The 22,498-nt window shown below is 59.8% G+C and carries 30 protein-coding genes and 1 pseudogene; 19 read left to right on the top strand and 12 right to left on the bottom strand.

The genetic code is table 11. The features are described 5' to 3' along the window. Positions 1 to 174: 174 nt before the first annotated feature. From LT974_RS16930 to LT974_RS16955, 6 genes are all read left to right on the top strand, one after another. On the top strand, positions 175 to 720 hold the full coding sequence (locus LT974_RS16930; protein WP_232590417.1) for a hypothetical protein: 546 nt from the start codon (positions 175 to 177) through the stop codon (positions 718 to 720). Positions 721 to 793: 73 nt separating this feature from the next. Next, positions 794 to 1,084 carry a hypothetical protein gene (locus tag LT974_RS16935; protein WP_232590418.1) on the top strand — a complete coding sequence of 97 codons (291 nt, stop codon included), beginning with the start codon at positions 794 to 796 and terminating at the stop codon, positions 1,082 to 1,084. Beyond that, positions 1,084 to 1,419 carry a DUF7558 family protein gene (locus LT974_RS16940; protein ID WP_232590419.1) on the top strand — a complete coding sequence of 112 codons (336 nt, stop codon included), beginning with the start codon at positions 1,084 to 1,086 and terminating at the stop codon, positions 1,417 to 1,419. The genes LT974_RS16935 and LT974_RS16940 overlap by 1 nt, the downstream gene beginning before the upstream one ends. Before the next feature lie 49 nt (positions 1,420 to 1,468). Further along, on the top strand, positions 1,469 to 2,062 hold the full coding sequence (locus tag LT974_RS16945; protein WP_232590420.1) for a helix-turn-helix domain-containing protein: 594 nt from the start codon (positions 1,469 to 1,471) through the stop codon (positions 2,060 to 2,062). Continuing rightward, positions 2,059 to 2,568 (top strand): hypothetical protein, encoded by a 510-nt coding sequence (locus LT974_RS16950; RefSeq protein ID WP_232590422.1) that lies wholly within the window; start codon positions 2,059 to 2,061, stop codon positions 2,566 to 2,568. Before LT974_RS16945 ends, LT974_RS16950 begins: the two co-directional genes overlap by 4 nt. Positions 2,569 to 3,177: 609 nt before the next feature. Then, entirely contained in the window at positions 3,178 to 4,044 is an 867-nt protein-coding gene (locus tag LT974_RS16955; RefSeq protein ID WP_232590424.1) for a DNA-binding protein, read from the top strand. Between the two features lie 153 nt (positions 4,045 to 4,197). Here the strand turns inward: LT974_RS16955 and LT974_RS16960 are convergent, their stop codons facing one another. From LT974_RS16960 to LT974_RS16970, 3 genes are all read right to left on the bottom strand, one after another. After that, entirely contained in the window at positions 4,198 to 5,481 is a 1,284-nt protein-coding gene (locus LT974_RS16960; protein ID WP_232590426.1) for a ThiF family adenylyltransferase, read from the bottom strand. Between the two features lie 508 nt (positions 5,482 to 5,989). After that, complete coding sequence (locus LT974_RS16965) at positions 5,990 to 6,484, bottom strand: hypothetical protein (RefSeq protein ID WP_232590428.1); 495 nt, start codon at positions 6,482 to 6,484, stop codon at positions 5,990 to 5,992. Continuing rightward, on the bottom strand, positions 6,475 to 7,083 hold the full coding sequence (locus tag LT974_RS16970) for a hypothetical protein (RefSeq protein WP_232590430.1): 609 nt from the start codon (positions 7,081 to 7,083) through the stop codon (positions 6,475 to 6,477). Before LT974_RS16970 ends, LT974_RS16965 begins: the two co-directional genes overlap by 10 nt. A gap of 291 nt (positions 7,084 to 7,374) precedes the next feature. On the opposite strand from LT974_RS16970, the gene LT974_RS16975 reads away from it, so the two are divergent. From LT974_RS16975 to LT974_RS16985, 3 genes are all read left to right on the top strand, one after another. After that, positions 7,375 to 8,514 (top strand): AAA family ATPase, encoded by a 1,140-nt coding sequence (locus LT974_RS16975; RefSeq protein WP_232590432.1) that lies wholly within the window; start codon positions 7,375 to 7,377, stop codon positions 8,512 to 8,514. 1 nt (position 8,515) lies between these two features. After that, positions 8,516 to 8,953, top strand: coding sequence for a hypothetical protein (locus LT974_RS16980; RefSeq protein WP_232590434.1), 438 nt, complete (start codon positions 8,516 to 8,518; stop codon positions 8,951 to 8,953). A gap of 182 nt (positions 8,954 to 9,135) precedes the next feature. Further along, positions 9,136 to 10,062, top strand: coding sequence for a transcription initiation factor IIB (locus LT974_RS16985; protein WP_232590437.1), 927 nt, complete (start codon positions 9,136 to 9,138; stop codon positions 10,060 to 10,062). On the opposite strand, the gene LT974_RS16990 is transcribed toward LT974_RS16985, so the two are convergent. Then, complete coding sequence (locus tag LT974_RS16990) at positions 10,059 to 10,547, bottom strand: hypothetical protein (RefSeq protein WP_232590439.1); 489 nt, start codon at positions 10,545 to 10,547, stop codon at positions 10,059 to 10,061. The genes LT974_RS16985 and LT974_RS16990 overlap by 4 nt on opposite strands. Before the next feature lie 16 nt (positions 10,548 to 10,563). Beyond that, entirely contained in the window at positions 10,564 to 11,115 is a 552-nt protein-coding gene (locus tag LT974_RS16995) for a DUF7342 family protein (RefSeq protein ID WP_232590440.1), read from the bottom strand. 136 nt (positions 11,116 to 11,251) lie between these two features. Between LT974_RS16995 and LT974_RS17000 the strand changes: the two genes are divergently transcribed. Beyond that, a complete protein-coding gene (locus LT974_RS17000; RefSeq protein WP_232590729.1) occupies positions 11,252 to 12,133 on the top strand; it encodes a biosurfactant protein 1 in 882 nt (293 codons plus the stop codon). Positions 12,134 to 12,244: 111 nt separating this feature from the next. Here LT974_RS17000 and LT974_RS17005 read toward each other — a convergent pair whose 3' ends face one another. After that, positions 12,245 to 12,634, bottom strand: coding sequence for a winged helix-turn-helix transcriptional regulator (locus tag LT974_RS17005; protein ID WP_232590441.1), 390 nt, complete (start codon positions 12,632 to 12,634; stop codon positions 12,245 to 12,247). Positions 12,635 to 12,776: 142 nt separating this feature from the next. On the opposite strand from LT974_RS17005, the gene LT974_RS17010 reads away from it, so the two are divergent. The 5 genes from LT974_RS17010 to LT974_RS17030 all read left to right on the top strand — a co-directional run bounded on the left by LT974_RS17010 (position 12,777) and on the right by LT974_RS17030 (position 14,935). Beyond that, positions 12,777 to 13,025, top strand: coding sequence for a SelT/SelW/SelH family protein (locus LT974_RS17010; RefSeq protein ID WP_123124761.1), 249 nt, complete (start codon positions 12,777 to 12,779; stop codon positions 13,023 to 13,025). 35 nt (positions 13,026 to 13,060) lie between these two features. Continuing rightward, positions 13,061 to 13,315, top strand: coding sequence for a glutathione S-transferase N-terminal domain-containing protein (locus LT974_RS17015; RefSeq protein WP_232590442.1), 255 nt, complete (start codon positions 13,061 to 13,063; stop codon positions 13,313 to 13,315). Further along, positions 13,312 to 13,521 (top strand): hypothetical protein, encoded by a 210-nt coding sequence (locus LT974_RS17020; RefSeq protein WP_232590443.1) that lies wholly within the window; start codon positions 13,312 to 13,314, stop codon positions 13,519 to 13,521. The genes LT974_RS17015 and LT974_RS17020 overlap by 4 nt, the downstream gene beginning before the upstream one ends. Positions 13,522 to 13,524: 3 nt before the next feature. Then, on the top strand, positions 13,525 to 13,899 hold the full coding sequence (locus tag LT974_RS17025) for a DoxX family protein (protein WP_232590444.1): 375 nt from the start codon (positions 13,525 to 13,527) through the stop codon (positions 13,897 to 13,899). A 109-nt stretch (positions 13,900 to 14,008) separates the two neighbouring features. Next, positions 14,009 to 14,935: a bile acid:sodium symporter family protein gene (locus LT974_RS17030; RefSeq protein WP_232590445.1), complete on the top strand. Its 927-nt coding sequence runs from the start codon at positions 14,009 to 14,011 to the stop codon at positions 14,933 to 14,935. 1 nt (position 14,936) lies between these two features. On the opposite strand, the gene LT974_RS17035 is transcribed toward LT974_RS17030, so the two are convergent. Further along, the gene (locus LT974_RS17035) at positions 14,937 to 15,275 is read right to left on the bottom strand and encodes a hypothetical protein (RefSeq protein ID WP_232590446.1); all 339 of its coding nucleotides are present in this window, start codon (positions 15,273 to 15,275) and stop codon (positions 14,937 to 14,939) included. Between the two features lie 163 nt (positions 15,276 to 15,438). On the opposite strand from LT974_RS17035, the gene LT974_RS17040 reads away from it, so the two are divergent. Further along, positions 15,439 to 15,738 (top strand): winged helix-turn-helix transcriptional regulator, encoded by a 300-nt coding sequence (locus tag LT974_RS17040; protein WP_232590447.1) that lies wholly within the window; start codon positions 15,439 to 15,441, stop codon positions 15,736 to 15,738. Positions 15,739 to 15,750: 12 nt separating this feature from the next. Here the strand turns inward: LT974_RS17040 and LT974_RS17045 are convergent, their stop codons facing one another. Further along, entirely contained in the window at positions 15,751 to 16,122 is a 372-nt protein-coding gene (locus LT974_RS17045; RefSeq protein WP_232590448.1) for a DoxX family protein, read from the bottom strand. After that, positions 16,119 to 16,646, bottom strand: a complete 528-nt coding sequence (gene merB / locus LT974_RS17050) for an organomercurial lyase (protein WP_232590450.1) — start codon at positions 16,644 to 16,646, stop codon at positions 16,119 to 16,121. The genes LT974_RS17045 and merB overlap by 4 nt, the downstream gene beginning before the upstream one ends. Positions 16,647 to 16,978: 332 nt before the next feature. Between merB and LT974_RS17055 the strand changes: the two genes are divergently transcribed. Together LT974_RS17055 and LT974_RS17060 are read left to right on the top strand one after the other, a co-directional pair. Then, the gene (locus tag LT974_RS17055; RefSeq protein WP_232590451.1) at positions 16,979 to 17,167 is read left to right on the top strand and encodes a hypothetical protein; all 189 of its coding nucleotides are present in this window, start codon (positions 16,979 to 16,981) and stop codon (positions 17,165 to 17,167) included. 258 nt (positions 17,168 to 17,425) lie between these two features. Continuing rightward, a complete protein-coding gene (locus LT974_RS17060; protein WP_232590452.1) occupies positions 17,426 to 17,983 on the top strand; it encodes a plastocyanin/azurin family copper-binding protein in 558 nt (185 codons plus the stop codon). Between the two features lie 28 nt (positions 17,984 to 18,011). Here LT974_RS17060 and LT974_RS17985 read toward each other — a convergent pair. The 3 genes and pseudogenes from LT974_RS17985 to LT974_RS17070 form a co-directional block, all read right to left on the bottom strand. Further along, positions 18,012 to 18,323, bottom strand: a pseudogene (locus LT974_RS17985) (OsmC family protein); the annotation flags it as partial. Positions 18,324 to 18,590: 267 nt separating this feature from the next. After that, positions 18,591 to 19,493, bottom strand: a complete 903-nt coding sequence (locus LT974_RS17065) for a cation diffusion facilitator family transporter (RefSeq protein ID WP_232590453.1) — start codon at positions 19,491 to 19,493, stop codon at positions 18,591 to 18,593. A 135-nt stretch (positions 19,494 to 19,628) separates the two neighbouring features. Further along, on the bottom strand, positions 19,629 to 20,549 hold the full coding sequence (locus tag LT974_RS17070) for a metal-dependent hydrolase (protein ID WP_232590454.1): 921 nt from the start codon (positions 20,547 to 20,549) through the stop codon (positions 19,629 to 19,631). Positions 20,550 to 21,073: 524 nt separating this feature from the next. Here LT974_RS17070 and LT974_RS17075 point away from each other — a divergent pair. Continuing rightward, positions 21,074 to 22,495 (top strand): hypothetical protein, encoded by a 1,422-nt coding sequence (locus LT974_RS17075; RefSeq protein ID WP_232590455.1) that lies wholly within the window; start codon positions 21,074 to 21,076, stop codon positions 22,493 to 22,495. The last annotated feature ends 3 nt before the right edge of the window (positions 22,496 to 22,498 follow it).

Consider the following 22,498-nt stretch of genomic DNA (forward strand, 5'->3'; position numbering starts at 1 on the left):
CTTAACCAACATACCGGACCGATACCAACACAGTGTTGGTTAACTCTGGGGCTGGATCCACTCCCTCGCCCCCACCCACCGCCCGACTCCTCGAGTGAGTGCATCCTGGCGGCCGGGCGACTCGAACGGCGGTCGCGACGGGTTTTATCGGGGCACTGTTCGTCGAGAGCGAGTATGGTCGTCGTCGAGAAGGTCACCAAACTGAGCGAGCGCCGTACCCAAACCTCGTCCGAGGTGTTTCCGGATGATTCGTTGGCGTCGATTCGGGAAGCCGTCGAGGCCGCCCCAGCAAGCGTCTTCGACGGCTCGACCAAGCACACAGAGGTCGGCGGCTTCGATGCCGCGATCGCCGACAAGCTCTCGCAGTACGAGTACGAAGGGGACGCCGGCAGCGGCTACAACCCGAACTGTAAGCTCTGGGCGCATCAGGGGTTTAACTACAGCGTCGATCTCTACGACGCAGACGCCCGCATCGCCATCGAGGTCGAGAAGAGCGAGCGGAAGAACGTCAGCGACGACCTCCTCAAGTTCCAGAAGGGGTACCGCACCCAGAAGGACGGTCGGCCAAAGATCGAGTTCGGCTGTCTGGTGGTGCCAGTAAACTACCTGGGTCGGCATAACCTGTACCAGCACAGTCTGACCAAGCTCGACTTCATGAAGGGCGTCCTGTTCATCGACGACGTCGCCGTCATCGGCTATCGAGACCCGCGACCGGACTGATACTGTCGGCCCTGACTGTTTATCTGCGCCAGGAGGCGTGCAGCGCGCAATAGCGTGCGCTGCGTGACTCACCATGCCTGGTCCCGGTCCGCACGACGACACGAGCCGCGACTACGAACGGTTCGAGAAGGAACAGCTCGCCCAGGACCGCGACGCCACCAGCGTCGACACGGCGGACGTCGACGACACGACGGCCCAGCGCCTGGTCAGCGACCTCGTCGACGCGGACGTCGTCACTCCGGTTCCTGAAGACCACGTTCTGGTTCACGAACCGAGCGGCACCGCGTTCGACTCGACGACGCAGCTGGCCGTCTTCCATCGTGGCTGGACGGCTGCACTCGACGCCGACGCGGAGGGCGAGTGATGCAGCAGACCCTCGTCGGCTGTGCGTTCTGCGACGCGCCCCCCGGTACCGAGACTGGCGAGGCCCACACCTGGGGGGAGGACGAACGGGTCACCCACCCAATCTGCGTCGACTGCGCGATCCAGACGGAGCCGGATCCCGACGAGCGCGATCACGTCGCCTGTGACGGCTGTGGGCTAGTCGTCGACACGCTCGCAGCACTCACCCGGTTCCGGGTCGAACTCGGGCACCTAGAAGGCCCGTTGCAGCTCTGCGCCCGCTGTAGTCCGGGTGGCCTCGCGACGTACTGCACGCGCGACCTCGAGGAGCATCTCGTCGTGACGCCGGCAGAGTGACCCCAACACTCTTTACTGGTTCGCTGTAAACTGTAATCAAGAACGAATCGTGTCACGCACTTCAAATCGCGCCGACGGCGACATCGTCCAGGACTTCCTCTCGGTCGCGGACCTTCTCGAGGAGCCACAGCTCGCCCAGCTGTACGCGTATCTCGCTCGGGAGGGGGAAGCGACCGTCCAGGACGTGATGGACGACCTCGAGCTTGCTCAGGGAACCGCCTACAGCTACGTCAACCGGCTCGTCGACGCCGGCGTCGTCGACGTCACCGACGACGAGCAGCCACGCCGGTACGCCGCTCGGGAGATCGACCTGACCGTGACGACCGCCGCGGGCGACCGCGAGTACACGATCACGCCGGCGCTGATCGACGCCGTCGGCCGCCGCGAGACGGACGCCGACATCGACACCTACATCGACCGCCACGGCGTCGCCGGCCTCGCGACCGCGCTCACCTACGCCGTCGCTCGGGAGCGCGGCGAGGTGACCCACCGGCTCATGGCGGAGGATCTGGACATCTCGCCGCTGGCGGCGGAGATGATTCTGCAGGCGCTCCGGCCCGTCGTCCACGAACACTACGACATCGAGGAGGCTGGGGCAGGACTCGACGAGTTGGACGTCGGCGACGCGGCTGACGACGCGTGAGCCGGCTCCACATCGCCGACACCGGCCTGTTCGTCGCAATGGGACAGCCCTCGAATAGCCGCTACCAGGCTGTTCGCCGATTCGCTCGCCGGAACGACATCACCTTCGTCCTGCCCGAACGGGTGTACGAGGAGCTGACCGTCGACGAGTCCGACGTCGAGGCTCCACCCATCGACACCGCGATCGACGAGGGCTGGGCGACGGTTGCGGCGCCGCTCGAGTTCTCCGAACCGGTTGTCTCGCGGGTGATGGACGGGGTCCAGCGGTACATCGCGAACGCCGACGACCGGCCTGCCGACGAGGTCGAGCGTGCGGACGCCGCCCTCGCCGCCCTGGCTGCCCAGCATCTCAGTGCGGGGACGGCGACCGAGGTGTACATCTACACGACCGACATCGCGGCCGGCGAAGGCGCCGAAACCGTACTCGCAAGTGAGGGGTACGGTGACTCGGTGACGTTCGTGAACGGCTTCCGGTTTATCGAGGACCTGATTGCCGGTGACAGCTGACTGAGTGCTTGTCTGATTCAGTGGGAGAAGACCCTCGAAAGCCCGCGGCCGCTCGACGTCCCGCGACCGCCGCTGCGCGCCTCGTGCCTGCGGTGCTTGCGGGGTCGGGGGACGGTCGAGGCGACCTCGCCCTTTCTGAGTCCGCTAGGACTGTTGATGGCCCACCGAGCGACGTAGCCGGTTGAACAGGTGTGTACGTAGCGGCCCGCCCCGCTCGCCGCTGCCGCCCTCCGCGTCGCTCGCGACCGACCATTCCGGGCGGTCTGCCTGCAGTAGCGGGCGGACTGCCGGGCTAAAATGGATGTGCCCTCGACGCCAGCGCTTCACCCGTTCGGGTCCTCCGGACCTCGGCTCCGCCGACCGCGACGGACGTGGTTGCGTCGCGGCGAACGGGGAATGCGCTGGCCGCTCGCTCCGGGCGGGTCGGCGCGCGGTGCTGGTTGGGGCCACCTCATGCAGGCGCGCTCTCGCTCGCGCCCGGTAGGGCGCTCGCGAAGGCGCGAGCGAGAGCGCGCAGATGGTTCTGTCGGTCGTTGTCGTCGGAAAACCGCGATGTTGGAGCATCGCGGAGTCGGCGCGTGAGCGCCTTCGGAATCTGGTGTGATTCCAATGTCTAGTAACAACGCTAGCGGAAAGGTCGTTTCGGTCGATGAACAGGCATTCGAGAAAGCGGGCGGTCAGGCCGTCGATGAAGACGGCTTCCCGGTCGTCGACGAGACGCCGGAGTTCGAGGCCGCGGTCGAGCAGGAGACGCAGGCGAAGGTGGATGCGAACCACCCGGACGGGATCGCGGACACGAGCGAGGACCGGATTCACGGTGTCACCCTCGAACAGGAGGAGCGCATTCGGGCGCGGGAAGCCGAACTGGAGCGCATCAGTGCCCAGGCCGAGCTCGGAACGCAGGAGGGTCGCGAGCAGCGCACGCGAGAGGTCGTCAGCGAGCAGTGTGGTCGTGACGAGCCGGCGCCGGCGGAGCGCACGGATCCCCGAGAGATGCTGACGCAAGAGGAGCTCGCGGCGGTCAACGAGCAGGCGATGCGGATCAGCGACGAAGTGCAGGGCGGCTGGTCAAGATCGGTCGTCGCGAAGCAGCTGGCCGAGAAGGTGCAGCGCGGGCGGGACGTCACGAAGGCGGTGCTGGAAACCCTCGAGGAGCTGAAGGCGGCGCCGGGGGCAATCGTGCCCATCGCGGACGTGCCGGACGTCCCGGTCGGCGAGGTGACGGTCGAAGGCGAGATAATCGAACTCTGGTCTCCCAGTAGTAGCGCAATTCAACAAGTCGGGCTCATCGAAGACGAAAGCGGGCGAACGAAATTCACGGTCTGGGAGAAGAGCGGGAAGACGGTGGTTCGAGAAGGGCAGACAGTCAGGTTCAGAGCGGTCAAGAAAAGTTGGTACCAAGGGCGATGCAGTCTCGCGATCACTGGCTGGTCGCGGATCGAGTTCCCGGAGCGCGGTCGGTGGTGGGACGAATAGCCAGCTGACGCAGCCTTCTTTTTGCTGTGTGCCGGACCGACCCAGACCCCGCCGCCCCACCCTCCGCTCCGTGCTCGCTCCCGCCGGTCGCTGCGCGCGCAGCCACGACCTGACAACGTGCTCGAAACAATCGACGCCACTCAACCGAGACAATCAGAATAACTCTTTGAGATCCGCCACCCAACTACGGATTCTCTGAGTGATCGTCTCGTCATCGTCGAGTTCAATATTATGGTCGCCTTCTTGTTCAAGCCCGTCTGGCGCGGGCTCAACGACACCACTGACTTCGAGGCCGTGATCCTCTAATTGTTCAGTCAAAATCGGATCTACAAACCGATAGATATCATCGATAGCAGGCTCGCCACGCCCCTCGAGTTCCGGTCGGTCACACGACTTCCTACATCCAATCAGCTCGTCTCGTCCGTACTTCATCCGGTCGATCCGTCCGAAGGCTGGCTTGTAACGGAATGACCCGTTTGTTAGTCGTGGTGCAACCCCGAGCGTGAAGGCCTGAAATCGCTGCAGTACGAAATTCTCCATAAGGCCGTTCATAGAGATGACACTGGGAGCACGATCCTCTCCATCCTCTCCCATGTAGGTTCTCGAATCCGGGTTTTCATAGTCTTCACTAACCTGTGATTCCACCCACGCGTCCGCGCATTCGAGACAGGCATGGCTCGGTCCTGCGAGTGAAGCCGACGAGTACGCTTGGCTCGTCAGCTCATCTTGGTCGTCAATATCCAGTGAATTCCCTCCGTCAAATACCGGAATTAGACTTGCGTATGAAAGATCATCCAACACTTTTCTGACCCAGTGGGGGTCGGCGGCATTGATGATGATATCACAGTCAAGAAGGTGGGGAAGCGGATCGTACTCCTCCCGGTGTGATTCGACGACGCTCCCGACAACGGGACGGACTTGGAAGTTTTCGGCAGTAGCTGCGTTCTCCGCAACCCGGCCAGATACACGCACTTTCAGTCGCCGTTCGTCAACATCGATGCGTCGTGCACCCTGATGCCGATTGAAGTTGGCCGGTTCGATTCGATCAAAATCCACCAGAACTACTTCTCCAACTCCAAGCCGAGGGAGGTATTCAGCAAGGATTGAGCCACCACCGCCGCACCCTGTAACGCCAACGCGTAGTCCGGCAAGTTCCCGTTGCCCCTCGAAACCCCACAACTCTTCAACCGAGTCAACCAGCTCCTCGTCGATCTCGCCGGTCGTCCCTTTTGGGCCGGTCCTTGGTACGGTGGCAGCTGTCTCTTTCTTGTCAAACTCTTCGCCGACGATACGGAGCGCTGTTGCGGGCGTTGCAGGGCCTGTATCGGGTCCGAAACCCTCTTGGCCTTGTTGCCCGCTCGTCCGGGCCACATTCATTTCAAGTCCCCGAATGTGCCACTGATCTTTCTCTTCGCCTGCTTCCTCGGAATAGAGCATAGCCCCGAGAGGAGCATTAGGATCAAGCCGTTGGGCGAGGGGGTAGAGGTTCCGACGTTGCCGGCGACGGTCAAATTCGTTTGGAGCTGCCTTTCCACCTGGGTGAGTGTGGACAATCAGGAGTCCACCACCGTTGATGCTCTCAGCAGCTCGGCGAGCCCGGCGCTGGTATTCTGGCCGGTACTGCAGCCCGTGTTGCTTAGATTCGCTCGCAATCGGCTCTCCCTCACCGTGCATCGGCCCTCTCCCAGCCCAGTATGTATCGCCCTCGTGAGGCATGATAACGTCTTGAACGAGGTACGTCACTCGGTCTCGGCCATGGACTTGCGTGATTACACAAAATGCGCCTCGCTCGGGTTCCTCTGCGTTTGGTCCCCGCTTCTCTGAGAGTGCCCGCTCGAGGGCTTCGAATTGTTCTCCTGAAATCGCGAAATGGAATTCATCGGCCTCGCTGGGTCGGCTTGATCGTTGTATTGCTACACTCATGGCTTCCCGAGAGATATCGAATTCATCCGTGCTGGAGCATTTCAACCGCGAGGTCGTAGGCGTATTTCAAATCCTCGGGCACTTCCATCGGCACTCCCGGTGCATTGTTGGGATCCCATCCCCAGGAGTAGAACTCGACGGCCTGATCGATGGCCTCGGTGGTTTGCTGTTCGACGCCAGCATTCCAGTTCGAGTTCAGTTGAATCCCTCGATTAGACCGTTGGAGAGGCGGAGCCGTTCCAAACCCCTTGGCATTTTCCCCGCCCCACTCCGGCCAATTCCGGGGCAGTCGAGCAAACACCTCGACCTCGTCGTGGGTGTACTCTAACTCGTGCCCGTTCGTGTCCTCGTTGTACTTGCCGAGTCTGAACATCCCGAGACTGACCACTACGAAGTTCCCGACCCCGACCACGACCTCGATTTCCTGAAGGGGATGTGCATTTCGAAAGCTACCGAGCCCTTCCTGAAGCGGATCGGGGAGATCCCCTTCGTCGATGTCGTCTATCGTTACTGCCACACAGGACCACCCCCCTTGTCTCGAACCGCCTCGAACTCGTCGAAGTCGTCCAGAGGGACGTCTTGTTCGTTGTCCGGGTACCGAGCGTCGGCTTCCTCGTCTACCTCTGACGTATATGCCTCGATCGAGTACTCGGAGGCATCGTCGGGGTCGACAGAGTCTTCGATTAGTTCACCCGCCTTGACTGTTCTCGAGTCATAGAGTAGCGGGATACCGTTGACGCGGGCGAACCACTTGGACTGCTCGACCTGGATGTCTTCGACGTAGTCCTCGACGGCTTCGAGGGCCACTTGGTACTCCTCGAACTCCTCTGTGAGACCATTGGCCTGGTTCGAAATATTGTCGGCCTTGGCTTGGAGGAACTCGATCTGCGCAGGCGCAGCCGCGAGTTCAGTCACGTTGTCGGTGTCCTGTGCGTCGTCGACAGCCTCCTCGATCACGTCGAGGATATCCTCGATCTCTTCAACATCAGCAGCGAAAGTATCGTTGATGCGGTCCTCGATCGGGTCGAGCTTCTCTTTTGCTGTGTCGATTGCGCTCTCGAGCGGCTCGTAATTATGCGTCGGTTCGTCGTCGGAAGAGTCGTTAGCGTTTGTCATAGCGGATCATGCCCGATTTCGGCTCGAGCGGGCCATCGTGAGCAGATAGTCCCGATAGGTGTCCCAGGTCTGCTGAGGGGACCGGTCGAGGGTCTCCCCGCAGGAACCGACGCTGAGCGGGTCCACGTCGATTGCTCGTCCTGCGGCCAGGCAGTCACGCCCATACCAGTTACTAAGGCGATTCGGGGTATTAAAGTCTTTCGAGCAATTAGGGCTGTTAGAGTCGATTGAGTAACCACGGGCTTTATTGCTGGGAGAGTTGATAGAACAGATATAGCGATTGGATGAGCCATGACTGAGGACATACTCACGGACATCAAACAGGAGTTGGAAAGTGGCGGAAACTGGCCACTAGAAGCGGACGAACATACGATTTCGAAAAACCCTTTCTCTGAAACCTGGCCCGACAACCGGTTATTCACCGGATATGAGGACGAACTTCGCGAATTACAGAAGAACATACAACGAAATGTCAATACCTTCGTGACTGGCCCCTTCGGAACGGGAAAAACAATACTGTGCCGGGTGATGTACAATCTTCTCGCCGACATCGAGGGTTTTCACCCCGCCTTCATCCAGGTCCAGAAAGGCCGCTACAGCAAGGCCATGGCGAAGAATATTCTCCGGGAGTTGAACGAGGATGTCGACTCGTCAGCTAGTCAAAGTGAGCTGTATGACCAAATAATGGAGGTATTGGAGGAGCGCTATCAGAGTGGCACCCGAACCGTGCTGTTCTTCGACGAAATCATAGCGGGTAGTGAGGGAACGCTTCGTCAGATACTCCACCTTCAACGGGACGTCGACGATTGGGAGCCAGTGATGATTTTCAATGGAACTACCTATATGATGGACCGCATTCATGCGAAAATCGAACCTCTCTCAGATCGAATTGGTGACGAAATCCGTCTCACGGGATTGGATGCGGAAAGTACGATTGATTTGGTGAATAAACGGCTTCGATACTACTGTACCCAGAGCCAATGGAACAGCGGTGGCGGTTGTTCACACGACGACGGCGATGTCGCTCCCTTCACTCCAGATAGTATAGAACTTGTACATCAAGACGTCACCCCGTATCCTCGCCACCTCTGCCGGGAGTTCAATACGATACTCGAGAGAGCTGCAGAAGAGCAAGTTGAGACTATTGATTTTGACTTTACCAACGACATCTTGGCAGAATCGGCCAAAGAAAAAGTTGGCTCATTATCCGATGGCGGGGCTCTCGATATATTAGATTACCTTACCGAACACGGTCAGAGTAGCATCAACGCTCTGTCTGAAGGACTTGGGGTAAGCTCCTACAATGTTGAGGAAGACCTTGATATGCTCGAAAAGGAGGGATTGGTTCGTGCTACCGAGGTCGGACGAGGGATCCGCTATAAACTGACTGAGCAGGCGCGGAAAGAACTTAGCGACCGCAGGAAAGCCTAGAATGACGAACACCTCGAAATCTGAACTGGCACGACTACTTGGGGATGAGGAACTCGGGGAGCAGGCGTATCGCCTGAGTATCCTCAGCCGATGGCCCAGTCTTAGAGTCCTTGACTTTCTCTTCACTCAGGGACGTTCGACAACCGGTGAAATTGCCCGTGGGGTGAATATGGATATGCGTGAGATTCGTGATACGGTTGATTCACTCTCGGAGATTGGAGTCCTAAGGGAAGTCGACGATGGTGACACTATTTACTGGCTCCCGGCGAGCGAAGAGTTCTTGATTTCAGTCGAGAATCAGGATGGTCTCGAACTCAAACTAGAGACAGAGTCGTCTGATTCGGTCGTTCCCAAAAACAACGAAAAGACTGGCTCGCAGAGCGGGCTTTTTGCGAGCTTAGGAGCTCGCATAGACCGATTCATCGATTCTCTCCGGTAGAACCATCAATTCTAGTGGGTAAATCGACCTGATTCTCCCAATATTCTACGTCGATACGCACTGATACCGTCTCTATGCGTAATACAGACCCTGTGAAATTCACTCATCTTAGTGTGGTCTGTTTACCCCCTGAATGGGTGAGGGGACCACTGTAACAGCGGCTCTCCGGAAATGGTGGAAACATGGCAACTAGAGACATCTACGAAACTGGCTTCGACGAGGACGTCCAGGTAGACTCAAGTCCAAACCAGTGTCCCGAGTGCAACGGACGGGTCACTACGAACGCGGTCGAAACGGTCTGCGAGGACTGTGGGCTGGTCATCGACGAACAGCGTATCGATCACGGGCCGGAGTGGCGGGCGTACGACGACGAGGAGCGCGAGCGAACGGGTGCTCCACTCACTGCGGCTCGCCACGATCGCGGCCTGTCGACGGAGATCGGTCGCGGTACCGACGCGAAGGGGAACGAGATCTCCGGGCAGAAGCGACGGCGACTCGCGCGGATGCGCCGTGAGCAGACCCGGGGCCGCTGGCGGTCGAAAGCGGAACGGAATCTCGCCCACGGATTGGGCGAAGTGCGTCGGTTGGCGAGTGCCCTCGAACTCTCCAATTCGGTCCGCGACCAGGCGTGTCAGCTCTTCCGGAGCGCCCAGAACGAGAATCTGCTTCGTGGCAGATCCATCGAGGCCATCGCCGCGGCCAGCGTGTACGGGGCCTGCCGGTGCAACGGCCGCTCGCGGTTAGTGGACGACGTTAGCGAGATGGCCCGCGTCGCGGAGTCGAGAGTTACGAACGCGTACAAAACGCTGAATGAAGAGCTGGGCCTCCCGGCTGAGCCCGTCTCCCCCAGCATGTTCGTGCCGCGCCTCGCTTCAGACCTCGAGTGTCCGGACGAGATCCGACAGCGGGCCCGAGCCCTCGCAGAGCAGGCCGAAGAGCGCGGCGTGACGACGGGCGTCCATCCGGCCGGGTTCGCCGCGGCCTGCCTCTACAAAGCGGGGCAGGAACAAGGACAGTGGGTGACGCAAAGCGACGTCGCGGAGACAGGGAACGTCACGCCAACGACTGTCCGGACGCATCACGAAACGCTCGATGAACTCGCGGTCTAGACAGGCCAAGTAGGAAGCGACGGCGTCCCGTTCCCCCAGCGAATCGCCTCTACCGCCGCCGGGAACTGTTGGAGTCGGTCATCGAGGACAGCGAGCGGGTGCGCATCGAGAAACGTCGCGCTATGCCGGTCAATCGGCGTGTCTTCATGATTAAGTTGGATGTGACAGGGGCCAAGGTCCGGATGATCGGCGTCCTGGTGGAAACCGAGCATCAGATTCCGGTCCGGTTCGACCCAGTTGATGCGGTAGTATTCGTGGTCGACGCCGGCGGGGTACCAGAAGCGAACCTCGAGTCGTGCGGTCGTCGCATCGTAGGAGTCACTCAGGAACGTCGTCGGATCGACATCCGCGATAACGTACCGGGGGCGGCGTCGAGACGGGCGATAGCGTACGTCCTCACAACCCGGTTGATTCGTCAATCGGTCGTGAACGTCGCGCAGGAGGGTCCGTTGTGTATAGCGGTCGCGACCGGCGAGAAAGATCATTCTGGGAGAGAAAGGATTAGCTCGTGGCGCGGTCGGCCACGTCGGTCATCTGTTCGCGGGCGGCTTCGACGTCAGAGTAGAGTTCCAGTGCGTGTTTGATGAGGCGGCGATCCTCCTCGTTCTCGCGCCAGAACGCGATGACGTCGCGGCGCTCGCGAAGCTCGGCACTTGCGAGGTCACCGTCGGCGAGCGACTGTTCGAGCTCCTCCCACGTCTCGACGTCGTAGGTCGCCTGCCACTCCTCGATCTCCTCGGTGATCGCGGCCAATTCGCTGCGCAGCTCCTCGCGCGTGTTTTCCTCGATGAGCGTGCGGATCTCCTCGAAGAGCAGTCGCGTGTAGTCCGGCTGGTAGCGCGTGGTTTCGCCGGCCTCAACGCGGCGCAGCTGGCCCTGGTCGACGAGATCCTGGAGTTCCTCGTTGGTCGTACTCCAGGCGGCGTCGGCCTGCTCGCTGATCCAGTTGACCGACCGCGGTTCGCGGAGCGTCTCGGCGACCGCTCGAATACGGTCACGGGCACTCATCGACTCACTCCACGACTGGACCCCATCTCGCGAGGATTCGGACATGCTTGGCACCTCTTACGACAGTGTTGGCGCTGGACTCCCATATATGTTTGTACTCTCTCGCATAATCAAGAGTGCGTTGCGAGCGAAGGCGTCCGGACGTTGAAATACGATACCGACAGAAGCTATGAGCCAACCGATGCACAACCGATATTCTGACTTTGCAGAACTGCGGCCGACCGGCGAGGCGTCCCACATTCCGGACACGAGGCTGGACGACGGGGGCGAAGGTGACCCACGGCGGCAACGCGTCGCGACGAGCTCTGGTGGCTACCCTGATGCGCCGACGGCCGCCGATGGCGAGTGCCGGTCCTGTGGGGCGTCAGTCCCAGACGGCCAGACGAAATGCCGGTTCTGTCTCTCTAACCATCTCGGAAGTGACGCCACTAGCACGAACGAGACAGCGTCGACGACGTGCCTCGGCATCGTCCACCTGGTCGTCGAGTCGACCACGTTCTACGGCGCCGTCGCGAAGGGCAGCGCCGCGGCGAACCTCCTCTCCGCTAACGAGGCGGAGCCGGCCGTCGACGACTACACGCTCATCTACGATCTCGACGAGGCGCCGGCGCGCCAGCTGGTCGAGCAATGGCCCTCACTCCCCGACGCGGTACAGGTGTCGTCAGAGGTGGGAGAGCGGCTTCTCAGTGCCGCCCGTGACCGGACTGGGTGGCACGGGCAGGAAGCGTCGGAGCGTCAGGAGCAGCCCCCGACGCGGCTTTACGACCAGCGTGGGGATGGCATCCGCGATGCGTCGCGTCTCGACGCGGTCCTCGACGACGCCGACGACGCGGTGTGGCTGGTTCCAGCGATGGCGCTGACCGTATCTACTGGCGAAGCTGCGGCTGATCGCCAGGCGTCGTCGGTACCGACGACGCAGGAACTCGACTGTCAAACCTGTGGACGGGCAACCGACCATCGGTTCAAGACCCACGAGTCGGTCCCGGATGAGGCGTGGACGAGGCAACCGATCTGGGAGTGCCGAGTGTGTGGCTCGGCTCGCTACGGCCCCAGTCTGGAGTAGCGCAGAGCTGGAAGCATCGATTAACCAACACAGACAAGAAGTGACGAGTACGTTGGTTAATCGAAATCACTACTAGCGTCTCTTCAGTCAGCTCTGTAAATTAGATTTGGCTCAGCAAACAGATTGATCTTGATCTTCTGTGGGCCGGAGATACGTCTTCCCCCACTCCTCGAGTGAGTCGATGACTGGCTCTAAGGACTGACCACGATCAGTGAGCGAATACTCGACGGCGACGGGTTTTTCGCTCACGATCTCCCTGTCGACGAGTTCCTTCTCTTCTAAGTCCTCGAGGCTCTGTGAGAGCATCTTGTTCGTGATGCCACCGACTTCCTCGCTGAGCTCGTTGAACCGTAACGCTCCGTGTTGCAGGAGCCGGTGCACGATGACGGGATGCCACTTCTTGCCGATGATGTCCATCGCACACGTGACTGCACACCAGTCATCGCCCGCGCACCAGACCGCCAAGCACTCGTCTTCTGGGACTGCGTCCGAATCACTCATAGACGTATCTCGAACGGCTGGATTGAAAGAAGTATCTCTTCGATACGTCGTATACAAACGAAACCACGGTTTCGCACATGAAACGTCGTTTCGTAACACATACCTGATACTTATCTGCGGGGCGGCCGTTGGTCGAACTGCAATGACTGAAGTCAACATCGAATACTGTGTCCCGTGCGGGCTCCGTGACCACGCGGTGGAAACGCAGGAAACGCTACTCGACGAGTTCGGGCAGGATCTCGATGGCGTTCGACTGCAACCCGGACACGGCGGCGTGTTCAAAATCCAGGTCGACGACGACCTCGTCTGGGACAAAGACGAGCACGGCGGTGAGATTGACCTCGAGGCCATCACCGAAACCGTCCACGACCGGGTTCACGCCCACGCCTGAGCGCGCTAACTACACGGCCCTCCAGTCACGCAACCATGTTAGAACTCTACCAGGCAGAAGGGTGTGGATACTCAGCGAAGGTCCGCGAGGCGCTGACCGAACTCGGCGTCTCGTACGTCATCCACAACCCCCGCTCTGCCGCCGGCGAAACGCGCAACGAACAGACCCACGACCACCTCCGAGCGCTGGGCGGCGAGGATCAGATCCCGTTCCTCGTCGATCACGAGCGCGACGTGACGATGTACGAATCCGACGACATCGTCGAATATCTCCAGGAACACTACGCATGAGTGGTGCCGTCGAGGAAGACTGTCCGGTCTGTAACTCCTCACAGAGCGCAAAAGAACAGTTTTCGACGGCGAAGGTCGCCGAGCATATCAAGGAGAAAGCGCGCCGAGACGACACCCACCAAGCATGGGTCGAAGAACACACCACGAACGGCACGCTCTCTGAAATCCGAGAGGCACTGACGGAACATAGTCGCCCCCGGAATTGACCGATGAGCCACGAGACTGAGGAAACTGACCTCGCCATCGGACAGCACCTTCGGCCACTCCTCCGGTACGGAATGGCAGGGCTCCTGCTGGCCCCCGGCGCGAGCAAGTTCCTCACCTACGGAACATCGGTCCGGTTTTTCGAGTCACTCGGCCTACCGGCACCATCCATCCTCGTCCCGATCGTCGGCGCACTCGAACTCGGCGCGGCGGCGCTGTTCCTCCTCGATAGAGCCCCGCGAATCGCGGCGCTCATCGCGGTGCCGATCATGGTCGTCGCCGCGGGAACGGCCGGCCCGACGTGGCAGAATGTCGGCGTCCTCGCGGCCGCACTCGTACTGACTGCCCTCGACACTCCGGAGGTACGCCGGTACGCATGACCGCCTGCCGACCCCCTGACGCATCTCTCGACGGGTACCGTTTAAGTCCGGGTACGAATCGATCGGGTTTCCCACCCCGAGAGGGTTGCGTCACCACGGGATAACGTCGATGGCACCATTCTACGGACGACTTCAATCGCTTTCGCCCCTCGTCGAGGACTACCTCCTCGTCTGGGTTCTCCTCGCGGTCGTCCTCGGGCTCACCGTCACGGACCTTGCCGCCGTGACTGACTTCTCGACGGTCATTCTCGCGGTGATGATCGGGAGCATCTCGTTGACGCTCTCGGTTGAGCAGTTCAGCCAGATCGGCGGCCGGGCGGTCGCGCTCGTCCTGCTGGGTCACGCCGCGATGCCCGTTTTGGCGTTCGGCATCGCCCGTGGCCTCGGGCTGTCGCCCGAGTTGACTGTGGGGTTCGTCGTGCTCGGAGCTGTGACGCCGGAACTCGTGACGCCGGTGATGACCGAGCTCGCAGGCGGCGATACAGCGCTCTCGACGACGGCCCTGGTGGTCATCGGCGTCGGAAGTCTCGGGTTCGTTCCCGCGGTCGTCACCGCGCTCGCTGGAGGCGTGACCGTTCCGACGCTGCCGATCGTCGAACAGCTCGTCGTGGCGGTCGTTGCGCCCATGTTACTTGCCGTCGGTCTGCGAGCGCGGTGGCCCGAGCGCGTCGGCGCGTACGACGCTCACTACCCGACCATCTCTGCCACAATGGTGATCCTGATCATCGGCGGTGTCACCGCCGCGAACGCCGCCGTCATCCGCTCGAACCTGGGACTCTTGGGAAGTGTCATTGTAGGCGTCGTAGTCCTGAACGGGCTCGGATACGGCGTGGGCTTTCTCGTGAGTCACCGTGCGGAGCGAGCCACACGTATCGCGTCAGTTCTCTCCGTCGGGATGCGCGATTTCGCAGTTGCGGCCGCACTTGTGATCGCGGCCGGCCTCCCGACGATCGCGTCGCTGCCAGCGGTCGTCTTCGGCGTGGTGGAGATGACGACGAGCGCCGGGCTCGCGAAGTGGTTCGACCGGACAGAGTGAGTCAGGCTGATTCGACGTCCAGCCGGTCGACGAACCCGTCCTGGAACATCTCCGTCGTCCCGTCGGGTCCAGTGACGGTCAGAACCGTTTCCTCGTACGGGAGCGAGACGGCAATCTCGTATTCGGCGAACGAACAGCACTGCAACTCGTTCGACGTGAACGCAGCGAGTGCTTCGAGTGACTCGTCCGTTCCGTCGAAGCGAACGACGACGCCGTTCTCATGTTCCTCGTACCCAAGGTAGTGATCGATGAGGCGGGCCCGAACTTCCTCCCGCCGTTCCGCTTCTTGTTCCTCGGTGAGCGTGCACGCGACCTCGCGCTTGGAGTCGTTCTGACTCATGATGCGTTCATACTTTGAATACGGAACTATTTATGCTGTCAACTCCGAAGTATTGGACAAGGTCTGGTGAACGAAAGCTATGGCAGAAACCCCCGACTCAGCGACTGAAACGACCGACTCGTCGTCTCCCGACCACGACTGCCTCTGTCCATTGGGTGGTGTGATGGATCTCCTCAGCCGCCGGTACGCGATGCAACTCGTCTGCGTGGTCGACGCGATCGGCCCGGCCCGCTACGGTGACATCGAAGCGACGTTCGAGGAGGTGAGCAGCTCGACGCTCTCGACGCGACTCGAGGAACTCGTCGACGCCGGCATCCTCTCCCGTGAGCAATACGACGAAATCCCGCCACGGGTCGAATACGAACTCACAGAGACCGGTAAAGAACTGGGCCAGCGCCTCGAACCACTGCTCAGGTGGGCCGAAGAAATCGACGAGACGGAACTCGCTACTGGCCAGGAGTAAGGAGAGGTAACGTTACAGCGGAATCGTCACGTCACGGATTATGAGCAGCCCCGCTGTGAAGGCGAAGAGGACCGCTGGCACGGCAGTTTTCGATATTGGGTCGCCAGTACGGATGTGCGTGGCCACTGCGCCCACCATCACGCTACTCAGGAGAATTCCACCCGCCACGGTAAACTCGGAGAGCCACACCAGGCCCGCGAGCAACGCGAGACCGGCGCCAATCTCGATAAGACCGGTGAGAATTCGGAACCACGGTGGATATCCGAACCGCTGGAAGTCTTCGACCTGGTCCTCCTGATGGGTGACCTTCGCACCGCCGACGGCCACGCCCACGAGTCCGAGCACGGCCTGGGAGCCGACGAGCGCGATGCTCTCCAGGCTCATTGGGCACCCTCCGACGGAGCGGATGCCGTCAGTGCGGCGGCTATAGGAACGCCGGCGTCGAGGTGAATCCCGACCGTGGTGGCCGCCACGTCTTCCGCCCAGCGCTCGTAGTCCTCGCGAGTGTAGAACGCCTTCACGTACGGACAGACAGCGCCGTAGACATCGGGCGCGGAAGGCGTCTCGTCAGCGGGTACGTCGCTCTCGGTGGTCACCCCGAAGGACATGACCGCGTCTGGCGGCGTGACGTCGACACCATCCGCGGGTGACATCTGGATCTCGATCGGCTCCTCCGTGGGAGTTTCAGTCCGGATTTCGACGGGTTCGTCCACGAGATGCGCGAGCGCGATCCCGTCGTAGAAACACCGGAAGTAGTAGGTTTCGTCCGCCGTCTTCGCGTAGTGCGGGGTCTCGCCGTCGACGTGACAGAGTTCGTCGATAGCAATCCCGTCCCCCTCAACCACGGTGCGGATCGCCGCGACCATGTCGTCGAACGTGTCGATCGAGGCGCCGAAGAACCGGCTCATGTTGTCTGCGACGGGGGTCGGGAATTCTGCGGTCTTCACCGGTCGTGCTTCGATCCAACTGTCTGTTGCGGGGGTCTGTGCGTCACTCTCGCCAACCGAAGGGTCGGTGCAATTGCAGTCTTGGTTTGACATGCGCCTATACATCTATACTCGAAGTAATTATACTGTCAAGTCCGAAGTGTTGAATTCGCTTCGACCAGTCGAAGTTAGTGGCCAGACTAGAACAGACAGGAACCTTGGGGGCCTACACGAACTGAGAAAGCGATCTATTATTGCTGTTAATAGACGCAACGTTGAGTCTTTTCGCGCCGGCGAGCGGTGAGGCGCTTCCGATGGAGCAAGAGTACAAGCAGGGCTACCGGATGCATCGTGTACTCAGCAATCTCAACCGACTCGACGTCGACCGATTGGACGACGCGGATCGAGAGCGAGTCGAGACCGCGAGAGACCTCCTGGAAGAGGTGAGTCTGCTCTCCCAGACGGAACATAGCGGGGACGCCGATACACAGGTCGAGTCCTGAATAGCGTCGCAGGGCGGAATTCAGATGTCTCGTTCCGGTGGCTGTTTATTGCCCCCAGAAGGGGTGCGGGGGAGTGATCCCCGAAGCCAACCAGATGACCCACCTCACTGAACAATTCCATATTCCTGAAGAGTAACAACGAAGGTGAATCACAGATGAACGACGAGCTACGACGCACAGTTCGAATAATGAGGGCGGTGTCCTACGTAATGGGAATCCGCGTCAACCCCTTATTCTGGGGCCTTTGATAAGAAATATATGGAGCGTCGACAGGTGCTCAAGACAGCCGGACTTCTCGCAACAGGTGGCATAACTAGTCTCGCAGGATGTAGTAGTTCAGGGAACGGAGATGGTGGTGAGTCGGCCACGAGTGAGTCACAGGCGACCAGTAGCTCAAGCGGTTCGAATACAGTTATGATGGTTACCGAGGGTAGCAACTATTATTTCGATCCCATCGGCCTATTCGTTGAATCCGGGGAGACGGTCACGTTCGAAATTCAGAGTGGGAGTCACTCGGCGACTGCCTACAAAGAAGGAACAAGTTCGGCATCGGTAACTCGAATACCTAACGGGGCAGAAACGTTCAATAGCGAGATATTGAGTGAACAGGGTGCGACCTACGAGCATACGTTCGAAACTACAGGTACATACGATTACTTCTGTATTCCACACAAACCTATGGGGATGGTCGGTCGGATCGTCGTCGGCGAACCAGGGGGTCCTGCCGAAGGGAGGATGCCGCCGGACGGAGACGTTCCCGAGAGTCAGATCATCGTCGATCAAGAGAGCGTATCGTACAGCGAGTTCTCCGGGTAGATGAGTCGTCGCGGGTACAGTCACCGTTTCACCCCTCGTCCGCGGCGTTCACCTGCACTTGTTCGAACTCGATAGTGACTGGCACGTTCTCTCGAATCAGTTTGAGAATGTTACAGGAACGTTCCGTATGCGTGAGTACTGTCTCTATCTGATCGGCGGGCTGCTTAGTAGCAATCTGTATAGCGAGGTGAATCTCCTCGACGAATCCGGTCTTAGGCCGGGCGTTTGCGGTGATGTTTAAGTGGTTGAAATCGAAGTCGTGTTTCGAGGCTTCCGTGCGAAGCGTTACGGCAAAACACGCGCTCAACGACCCGAGGAGGTGATCGACCGGGGTCGGTGCCGTCGACGAACCACTTCCTCTGGCGGTTCATCGTAGTGCCAGACGTACTCACTCAGTTCAACTCGGCCCGATACGCCGTCTTCAGTCAGCAGCCGTGCCTGACGCCCTGGCATCTCCATCTCATCAAGCCGGTCATTCATATCAGGCTTGTTTGGTTGTTTCGTCGTTGTATCTTCGGGCCAGCGTCGGACAAATCAAGTTGACGTTCGCCCAGTGAGGGTTCGAGCGAACCGACATTCAGCTGGGGAATGTTTCGGCAGACAGTAGTCAATCACCATGCTCGGTTGGGCGAGCGTACGAATCCTCACTGAGAATATCGACGGTAACATGATTGATGTCGAATTCATCGTGGAGCAGTTCCGTGATCGCTCGCTTGAGTGCGTCACGCTCCTCGATTGTTTCGATGTCGCTAGTCACGTGAACTGTTGCCACGTCAAGCCTGCCTGAAAGCGACCAGACGTGGACGTCCGAGACCACAGTCACGTCGTCGATGGCTTCGATGCGTGCTCCGAGGTCTTCGACCGATATCGGGCTGCGCTGGAAGAAAATCGCGCCACTTTCCCGAAGCAGTTTGACCGCCGACCAAATGATGATAACAGCGATGAGCACTGCGGTAATCGGGTCCGCGATGTAGTAACCGCCGAACTCCACGAACAGCATCGAAACAATAACAGCGATAGATGCGCCTGCATCCCCGAGGAGGTGATAGAACGCACCACGCTCGTTCAGCGACATTTCACCGCCCTGAACGACGTACACGGACGCAAGATTCACGACCAGACCCCCAGTTGCCAGAAGAATGGTCATCCGAGGGTTGATGTCTACTGGTGAGAGGTAGCGCTGGTAGGACTCCCAGACCAGGAATAGTACCATCGGGACGAGTAACACGCCGTTCAGGAACGCTGCGAACGGTTCGACGCGGCTCAGGCCGTAACTCCAGTATTCGCCGGGTTCGGATTTAGTTCCGATGTAGGCCGCGATGAGTGCCATCACGTACGCCAGCGAGTCGAACAGCATGTGGAACGCGTCCCCGACGAGCGCGACAGATCCAAACGCCAAACCACCCAAGAGTTCAATAACGAAGCCGGCGAGATTAATAGCTGCTACCGCACCAAGAGTGCGAACACCAGCGTCCTCGCCGTGTTCGTGACTGTGACGCTCGGAATTCATACTCTACCTCGGGCGAGATTCCGGAACGCCTTCAACCCCACCGACAGAAGAAAGTTCGAACTCTTGCTGTGGTAATCGGAATGATAGTTGCGACTGGGCATCAGCAGTTAGTACCGCCAGCAACGAGGCGTTGTCTCAGCCGAGCGTACCGTAAGCAGCTGCGTACGCGATAGCACCAACGGTAACTGCGGCGAGTCCTGTCACGAGCGTTTCACTGCGTCTGTGGCGAGCGAAGGGATGGGCTGGAATCCCAACTCCGACGATGGCGAGCGCGAGAATACTGAAGACAAAGAGTAGAGCCGTGTGAATCGTCGGCGTAGGAATAACGAAGACAGCAGCCGCGTACCCGCTTCCGGCCACGGCACGCGGGCGAAGCAACCTACGGATCGAAATCCGCTGTAACCGCGTATACGCGACTATCGCTAGCCAAATCGTCCCGAGTTCAAGGAGGAACACGGCCAGCAAGTGCACCGTCGGGTCCGGATGCAACGCAATCCGACTGGTCACCAGCACGATGTCGAACGGATAGAGAAAATCGGCAGGACCGCCCGTGAATAGATCTCCGAACGGATGCGATACCAAGCCGATCAGAGCTGCACCAAACAGCCAGCCCGTCGAACTCCTCTTCCGACGTGCCCACTCCCCGATTGCGAGCCCTGTAGCTACGTACACGACTAACACTCCAGCGTTCACGAGGCCGTCGACGACCGCGCCGATAGCGATGATGGACAAGAAGCCCCCGACAGCAGCAATTCGGCTGACGCGCGCTGGAATATTCCATGCTGCGACCGCGGCAGCAAGAATCGCACCAATCACGATCGAATGCGTGGCTCCGCGATGAACCGTATTCGCAGTCCCCCAGAACACATCAGGAGACACCGTCTGTACGGACCGTGCAAGCAATCCAATAGGTGCGTACACGATATCCACGTCAGGGACGAATGCAAACAGTCCGGCGACGATGCCCAACTGTATCGCTCGCTCACGGCTACAGCCCGCCACCGTCGCTAGAAACGCAACGAGTGCGAACGCTCCGAGGCCGTGCCCGACGAACATGGACCTACTACTTCGCTGATAGCAATAAGTGGCGCGTGACACGCGAACACGCGAATCATTCCGGAACTGAGGTTGCCGCCTAAGCTATTTTGCACCCTCAGGACCCGAAAATGTGGTTCCTAGTCGTAATCGTGGAATCAGAACCGTTTCAAACCGCTGGACGATAGCACGAGATAACTGGCTGAGGGCTATGACAACTGTTCAAACTACAGTCCCGACGAACGACTCGCCCGAAGTCTGCCAATACTGCGGTGAGTCCTTCCCGACGGTGGATCGTCTTACCCTTCATCGAGGCCTCGAACACTGGGCTGACATCGATGAGGCAGAACGAACCGCCTTCCACGATGCACGAGCAGATGAACAAGATGCGTTGAGTTCATTCCGGCTACGGGCGCTTGCTTGCCTCGTCGCAGTATACTTCGGGTTCCTCTTCCTCTATGCCATCTTCGCCATTTAACACCGAGAATCCCGACGCCGACGAATCAACGCCGGAGACTGCCAACTCGGACGATGCCGGTTCGAGTATGGTGGGATCTTCCAGAATCCACTTCGGGGTACAAGTACTGGCTTGGGCAGCGATACTAACCGTTCTCGTCGATAGTACCGCCGCCGCAAACGGAATGACACTCTCCAAGCAGCCACGGGAAACGTTAGCCGTTCCTCGCTGGCTGTATCTGGCGACAGGGGGCACTACCATCGGTGCGTCGGCACTTCTCGCTAGTTTCGTCACCGATCGGGCATTCATCTACGCCATCCACTCATGGTCCGTCCGTCTTCCTAGCGTCCCAGCCGTCCGGCGTTGGGCAGGTAGACTCGGCCGACTGCTGGCTCTAACTACCCTCGGTTTCATCGTCTACGTGGGATACACTGGCCCGCAACTCCCGGCTGCGAGCCTCACAGTTCTCGTAACGTTCGTCGGTGTTCGTGGTGGGCTACCTGTCATCACGTATCTCATCGGGAATCTGTGGCCTGCGATCAACCCGTGGCGTGCTCTCACGACGTTCCTTCCAACTCGTTTCATCGAGTATCCCGACTCGTTCGCTCGCTGGCCGGCTGTCGTGGGCGTCCTCACGCTCGTCTGGGTGGAGGTCATCTTCCCGGTCAGTACCGTCCCACGAGTGCTGGCAACAGCAATCCTCGGCTATTCGTTGTACACAGTCACCGGGGCAATCGTATTCGGCTCTAACGCTTGGTTTGAGCACGCAGACCCACTAGCCGTCTTGTTCCGGTTCTACGGGGCGGTCGCACCGATTCAGGTATACGATGGATCATTTGAGGTGTCGCTCCCGGGGAACAACCTTGCAGACTCGGACGTCGTGACCGACGAATCTGACGTCGCCTTCATCATCGCCCTCGTTTGGGAACTCACGTACAGTGGATTCATCACGACGACCGCTGGTGCCCAGACTATCACGGCCGTCGTGGAGTCCCCACTTGGCGGATTGCTGCCCACTGTCCCCGTCGCTGTGATCGCTTATACGATTCTTTTCGTTACGGGGTACGTCGTGTTCCTCGTGGCTTACTGGTACGCTGGCACGGCCGCTCGGCGACTGACAAACACGTACGTTACCAGCCGGTCGATCGCATTACGACTCGCTCCACCGCTCCTGGCTATTGCTGCCGGCTATCATCTTGCTCACTACGCCGGTCTGGTCGTCTCTCTGAGCCCCGCGCTCACGATGGCTGTCGTTTCCCCGCTTACGCCGCCTGCAAATCCACTGGTGCTTTCGCCACCTGGCTGGTTCACCGGCCTTAGTATTGGATTCGTACTTATCGGTCACCTGCTCGCCATCTGGGAAGCGCATGCGTCCGCATACAATCTCTTCCCGAGCCGACTCGTTGCGATCCGGAGCCAGTACCCGTTCATCCTCGTGATGATCGGATATACTGTCATCAGCCTCTGGATTCTCTCACTCCCCGGCGCTACCCCGCCGTATCTCGCCTAGATA

It is taken from the genome of Halobacterium noricense, assembly GCF_021233435.1.
GTDB classification, from domain to species: domain Archaea; phylum Halobacteriota; class Halobacteria; order Halobacteriales; family Halobacteriaceae; genus Halobacterium; species Halobacterium noricense.

What these genes read in the sequence shown, in the direction of transcription:
- LT974_RS16930 (WP_232590417.1), top strand. Translation starts at nt 175, where the DNA reads ATGGTCGTCGTCGAGAAGGTCACCAAACTGAGCGAGCGCCGTACCCAA.
- LT974_RS16935 (WP_232590418.1), top strand. Translation starts at nt 794, where the DNA reads ATGCCTGGTCCCGGTCCGCACGACGACACGAGCCGCGACTACGAACGG.
- LT974_RS16940 (WP_232590419.1), top strand. Translation starts at nt 1,084, where the DNA reads ATGCAGCAGACCCTCGTCGGCTGTGCGTTCTGCGACGCGCCCCCCGGT.
- LT974_RS16955 (WP_232590424.1), top strand. Translation starts at nt 3,178, where the DNA reads ATGTCTAGTAACAACGCTAGCGGAAAGGTCGTTTCGGTCGATGAACAG.
- LT974_RS16960 (WP_232590426.1), bottom strand. Translation starts at nt 5,481, where the DNA reads ATGCTCTATTCCGAGGAAGCAGGCGAAGAGAAAGATCAGTGGCACATT.
- LT974_RS16970 (WP_232590430.1), bottom strand. Translation starts at nt 7,083, where the DNA reads ATGACAAACGCTAACGACTCTTCCGACGACGAACCGACGCATAATTAC.
- LT974_RS16975 (WP_232590432.1), top strand. Translation starts at nt 7,375, where the DNA reads ATGACTGAGGACATACTCACGGACATCAAACAGGAGTTGGAAAGTGGC.
- LT974_RS16980 (WP_232590434.1), top strand. Translation starts at nt 8,516, where the DNA reads ATGACGAACACCTCGAAATCTGAACTGGCACGACTACTTGGGGATGAG.
- LT974_RS16985 (WP_232590437.1), top strand. Translation starts at nt 9,136, where the DNA reads ATGGCAACTAGAGACATCTACGAAACTGGCTTCGACGAGGACGTCCAG.
- LT974_RS16990 (WP_232590439.1), bottom strand. Translation starts at nt 10,547, where the DNA reads ATGATCTTTCTCGCCGGTCGCGACCGCTATACACAACGGACCCTCCTG.
- LT974_RS16995 (WP_232590440.1), bottom strand. Translation starts at nt 11,115, where the DNA reads ATGTCCGAATCCTCGCGAGATGGGGTCCAGTCGTGGAGTGAGTCGATG.
- LT974_RS17000 (WP_232590729.1), top strand. Translation starts at nt 11,252, where the DNA reads ATGCACAACCGATATTCTGACTTTGCAGAACTGCGGCCGACCGGCGAG.
- LT974_RS17005 (WP_232590441.1), bottom strand. Translation starts at nt 12,634, where the DNA reads ATGAGTGATTCGGACGCAGTCCCAGAAGACGAGTGCTTGGCGGTCTGG.
- LT974_RS17010 (WP_123124761.1), top strand. Translation starts at nt 12,777, where the DNA reads ATGACTGAAGTCAACATCGAATACTGTGTCCCGTGCGGGCTCCGTGAC.
- LT974_RS17015 (WP_232590442.1), top strand. Translation starts at nt 13,061, where the DNA reads ATGTTAGAACTCTACCAGGCAGAAGGGTGTGGATACTCAGCGAAGGTC.
- LT974_RS17020 (WP_232590443.1), top strand. Translation starts at nt 13,312, where the DNA reads ATGAGTGGTGCCGTCGAGGAAGACTGTCCGGTCTGTAACTCCTCACAG.
- LT974_RS17025 (WP_232590444.1), top strand. Translation starts at nt 13,525, where the DNA reads ATGAGCCACGAGACTGAGGAAACTGACCTCGCCATCGGACAGCACCTT.
- LT974_RS17030 (WP_232590445.1), top strand. Translation starts at nt 14,009, where the DNA reads ATGGCACCATTCTACGGACGACTTCAATCGCTTTCGCCCCTCGTCGAG.
- LT974_RS17035 (WP_232590446.1), bottom strand. Translation starts at nt 15,275, where the DNA reads ATGAGTCAGAACGACTCCAAGCGCGAGGTCGCGTGCACGCTCACCGAG.
- LT974_RS17040 (WP_232590447.1), top strand. Translation starts at nt 15,439, where the DNA reads ATGGATCTCCTCAGCCGCCGGTACGCGATGCAACTCGTCTGCGTGGTC.
- LT974_RS17045 (WP_232590448.1), bottom strand. Translation starts at nt 16,122, where the DNA reads ATGAGCCTGGAGAGCATCGCGCTCGTCGGCTCCCAGGCCGTGCTCGGA.
- merB (WP_232590450.1), bottom strand. Translation starts at nt 16,646, where the DNA reads ATGAGCCGGTTCTTCGGCGCCTCGATCGACACGTTCGACGACATGGTC.
- LT974_RS17055 (WP_232590451.1), top strand. Translation starts at nt 16,979, where the DNA reads ATGGAGCAAGAGTACAAGCAGGGCTACCGGATGCATCGTGTACTCAGC.
- LT974_RS17060 (WP_232590452.1), top strand. Translation starts at nt 17,426, where the DNA reads ATGGAGCGTCGACAGGTGCTCAAGACAGCCGGACTTCTCGCAACAGGT.
- LT974_RS17065 (WP_232590453.1), bottom strand. Translation starts at nt 19,493, where the DNA reads ATGAATTCCGAGCGTCACAGTCACGAACACGGCGAGGACGCTGGTGTT.
- LT974_RS17070 (WP_232590454.1), bottom strand. Translation starts at nt 20,549, where the DNA reads ATGTTCGTCGGGCACGGCCTCGGAGCGTTCGCACTCGTTGCGTTTCTA.
- LT974_RS17075 (WP_232590455.1), top strand. Translation starts at nt 21,074, where the DNA reads ATGGTGGGATCTTCCAGAATCCACTTCGGGGTACAAGTACTGGCTTGG.